At 72.3% G+C, this 3,860-nt stretch carries 3 protein-coding genes; 1 reads left to right on the top strand and 2 read right to left on the bottom strand.

Annotation, left to right across the window (positions count from 1 at the left end; genetic code table 11):
• Positions 1 to 419: 419 nt before the first annotated feature.
• Both F3J18_RS35915 and F3J18_RS35910 read right to left on the bottom strand, forming a co-directional pair.
• Positions 420 to 1,772, bottom strand: a complete 1,353-nt coding sequence (locus F3J18_RS35915; protein ID WP_166916872.1) for a sigma-54 dependent transcriptional regulator — start codon at positions 1,770 to 1,772, stop codon at positions 420 to 422.
• Between the two features lie 251 nt (positions 1,773 to 2,023).
• Positions 2,024 to 3,346 carry a cation:proton antiporter gene (locus tag F3J18_RS35910; RefSeq protein WP_166916870.1) on the bottom strand — a complete coding sequence of 441 codons (1,323 nt, stop codon included), beginning with the start codon at positions 3,344 to 3,346 and terminating at the stop codon, positions 2,024 to 2,026.
• Positions 3,347 to 3,609: 263 nt separating this feature from the next.
• Here F3J18_RS35910 and F3J18_RS35905 point away from each other — a divergent pair.
• Positions 3,610 to 3,860, top strand: a 251-nt coding sequence (locus F3J18_RS35905) for a glycosyltransferase (protein WP_166916868.1), incomplete at its 3' end; no start/stop codon positions are given.

The following is a 3,860-nucleotide window of genomic DNA, read 5'->3' as shown; positions in this document are numbered from 1 at the left end:
CCGGGGCCGCGCCGGCACCGGGCGAGGTGCGCGGCGTGTGGCGCGCGCTCGATTCACGGCGCGGCGCGGGCGGGCGCGGGGTCTTGGCAAAGCGCCGCGGCGCCTGGGGGCTGGCATGGCTCATGGGCGGGTCCTCCGGATTCGTCCCGGCATCGCCGGCCGGGATCAGACATTCCGTAGCAAACGCGATGCCGGCCCGGCCGGCATATTTTTCAAACGATGGATGGCGTGGTTGCCGGTTCGGCCGGCGGATGCGAACCCTGCCCGCGGGCCGCGGGGGCCGGGCCTGGCCGACGAGCGCGACGCCCTCGGCCCGCCGGTGGCGCGCGTGAGCGAACACTACGACGACAACGACCGCCGCATGACCCAGCACGCGCTGGCGCGGATGTCGGCCTCGCTCGCGGCGCTGCGCCCGGCGCCTAGCCGCCCTCGGCCGGATCGGCGGCGAGCCGGCTGTAGAGCGTCTTGAGGCTGATGCCGAGCATCTCCGCGGCATGGGCCTTGACGCCCGCGCAGTGCGCCAGGGTGGCCGCCACCAGGCGGCGATCCATCTCGTCGAGCGGCACGGCCAGCGGCACCGAGACCGACTCGCCCGGCACCTGCGCCGCCTGCGCCAGCTCGTCGATGATCGACAGCGGCAGCGTGTCGATCAGCTCGCCCTCGCAGAAGATCGCCGCGCGCTGCACCAGGTTGCGCAGCTCGCGCACGTTGCCGCGCCAGTTGCGCTGGCGCATCTCGCGCCGGGCCGCCTCCGAGAATCGCAGGGCGCGGCCCGCCTGCTGGTTGAGCGCTTCCAGGAAGGCCTCGGCCAGCAGCACCACGTCGTCCTCGCGCTCGCGCAGCGGCGGCAGCGCGATCGGGAACACGTTGATGCGGTGATAGAGGTCGGCGCGCAGCCTGCCCTCGTCGATCGAGGCGAGCGGATCGCGATTGCTGGCCGCCACGATGCGCACGTCCACCTCCACCTCGCGCGTGCCGCCCAGGCGCATCACGCGGCGCGTCTCCAGCACGCGCAGCAGGCGCACCTGCAGCTCGATCGGCATCTCGCTGATCTCGTCGAGGAACAGGGTGCCTCCGTCGGCGCGCTCGAAGAAGCCGCGATGATCGCGCTCGGCGCCGGTGAAGCTGCCGCGCTCGTGGCCGAACATCTCGCTCTCGATCAGGTTGGCCGGCAGCGCGCCGCAGTTGATCGCCACGAAGGGCTGGTCGTGGCGCGGGCTCAGGTCGTGCACGGTCTGCGCGGCGAGCTCCTTGCCGGTGCCCGATTCGCCGGTCAGCAGCACCGAGGCGGAGGTGCCGGCCACGCGCGCGATCGCATCGTAGACGCCGAGCATCGCCGGCGAGCGGCCCAGCATGCTGCCGAAGCGCGAGGAGCGGCGCAGCTCGGCGGCCAGCGCCTCGAGATTGTCGGCGCGTTGCTCCTGGCGCGCCACGCGCGAGAGCAGGCGCTGCACGCGCTCCATGTTGAACGGCTTCACCAGGTAGTCGCTGGCGCCGAGGCGAATCGCGCGGATCGCGGTATCGAGCGAGGCATTGCCGGTGGCGACCACGAATTCGCAGCGCTCGCGGGGCAATTCGTCGAGCAGGGACAGGCCGCTGCCGTCGGGCAGCATCAGGTCGCAGAGCACCAGGCTCGGCAAGCGCGCGGCGATCCGCTCGCGCGCTTGCCCGAGCGAGCCGGCGGTATCGCAGGGCAGGTCCCGCGAGGCGGCGAGGGCCGCCATGGACGCGCGGATTTCCGCGTCGTCGTCGACCACCAGGATGTGGGGCATGGGCTGTCTTGTCGTGGAGGGACGCAAGCGATTGAGGGGCGATGACCGGCCGGATCGAGCCGGCCGCCCGAGGATGGCTGCAAGTTCCGGACCAGGGATGCGAGGCGCCGGCAGGCAAGGCGCGAGGCGCGGTGCGCGGATCGAAACTCGCATCCGGCGGGCATTTTTTTCAAAAGCGCGCCGGATCCTGCATGGCTGCCGCGTCGCTGCGCGGCGGCGGGTGGTGGGCGAGCCAGGGCGCGCGGAACACCTCAGTCTTTCACCTGCGCGTGGCGGTGATAGCGGTTCATCAGCGGCGTGGCCGAGATGCCGTGCGCGACCACCGACAGCGCGATGATCGCCAGCACCACCGGCGCGAGCGGCCGCGCCGCGGCCGGCGCGTATTCCAGCGCGAACAGCAGGTAGTAGAACGAACCGATGCCGCGGATCCCGAACCAGCCCACCAGCCGCCGCTGGGTCGGGCTGGTGGGCGAGCCGGCCAGCGAGACGGCCACCGCGAGCGGGCGGATCAGCAGCATCAGCGCGGCGGCCACCGCCAGCATCGGCCACCAGCCGCGGGCCGTCAGCAGGCCCGGCAGCAGGCTGCCGATCATGGTCATCACCACCACCTCGGCGATGCGCTCCAGCTCGATGGTGAAACCGAGCACCGATTCGGCCATGTAGGCGTGGGCGCGCTGCGGGTCCTGGGCGGTGGCGCCCACGTTGGTGGAGTCGATGGTGCCGATCACCTCGCGCGGCGCGCTCGGGCCGCTCGCGCGATGCTCGACGCGGCGCATCGCGACGCCGGCGGCGAAGGCCGACAGGAAGCCGAAGCCGTGCGCGAGCTGGGCCAGGCCGAAGGCCACCACGATCAGCCCGAGCGCGAAGAAGCCTTCCAGGCCGAGCGCCTGCGAATGATGCGTGCGCAACCAGGTGACGCCGCGCAGGGTGAGCCAGCCGAGCGCGGCGCCGATCGCCAGCGCGCCGCCGATGCCCCAGGCCACCTCCAGCGCGTAGTGGAGCGAGGCGGGCGATGCGCCGCCGATCAGCTCGGCATGGCCGCACAGCGCGAGGCCGGCCAGCACGAAGGGCAGCGAGATGCCGTCGTTGAGGCCGCCTTCGCCGGACAGCGCGAAGCGCACCAGGTCCACGTCGCCGGGGTTGCGAACCTGCACGTCGTGGGCGAGCACCGGGTCGGTGGGCGCGAGCATCGCCGCGAGCAGCAGCGCCGGGCCCCAGGCCAGGCCCAGCAGCGGCATGGCCACGGCGGCCAGCAGCGGCACCGTGACGATCATCGCGACGAAGCCGAGCCGCACCGGCAGCAGCCAGAGCCGGTCCAGCGCGGCCACCCGCAGGCGCAGGCCGATCGCGAACAGCGACACCAGCAGGGCCACCTCGGTGATCTGCCTGAGCAGCTTCGCGTCGCGCCCGAGATCGAGATCCATCATGCCGAGCCCGGCCGGCCCGAGCGCGGCGCCCACCGCGAGATAGATCATCGCGGTGCTGCAGGGCAGCCGATGCAGGGCCGAGCCCAGCACGCCGACCGCGATCAGTACGCCGCCGACCAGCAGATACCAGAGGGTTTCATGAAGCATCGGCGTTCCTCCCTGAAGGGCGGCCGAGGGTCCCGCCATGGCGGGATCGATGGCCGCGAATGATTGCTGCGGGGTCCGAAATGGTACGGCAGGGTTCGCCGTGCCGCTGGCCCGCGATTTCTTCAATCGACCGCTGTGCCGTGCAGAAAGTTGCGCCTGCCACGATCTCCAAGTCGCCTCGGGCAGGCGATTCGCACGAGGTGGCGGCTGGGCATCGAAATTGCGGTTTCGTGTCGATCGATGGCCTGGACCTGGGAGCAAGCATGATCGGTATCGTGATACCCGCGCACAACGAGGCAAGGCGGCTCGCGCGCTGCCTGGCGGCCGCCGTCGCGGCGGCGCGGCATCCCGCGCTGGCTCGGGAGGCGGTGCGCATCGTGGTGGTGCTCGACAGTTGTCGCGACGCCTCGGCGCGGATCGCGGCACGGTACCCGGTCGAGGTGCTGGGCGTGGAGGCGCGCAAGGTGGGCGTGGCGCGCGCCACCGGCGCCGCGCATCTGCTGCGGCTCGGCGC

It is taken from the genome of Burkholderia sp. Ax-1720 (genome assembly GCF_011753035.1).
Taxonomy (GTDB): domain Bacteria; phylum Pseudomonadota; class Gammaproteobacteria; order Burkholderiales; family Burkholderiaceae; genus Burkholderia; species Burkholderia gladioli.
The sequence above is the reverse complement of the archived record's forward strand: the minus strand, read 5'-3'. Positions and strand labels throughout refer to the sequence as shown.

What these genes read in the sequence shown, in the direction of transcription:
- F3J18_RS35910 (WP_166916870.1), bottom strand. Translation starts at nt 3,346, where the DNA reads ATGCTTCATGAAACCCTCTGGTATCTGCTGGTCGGCGGCGTACTGATC.
- F3J18_RS35915 (WP_166916872.1), bottom strand. Translation starts at nt 1,772, where the DNA reads ATGCCCCACATCCTGGTGGTCGACGACGACGCGGAAATCCGCGCGTCC.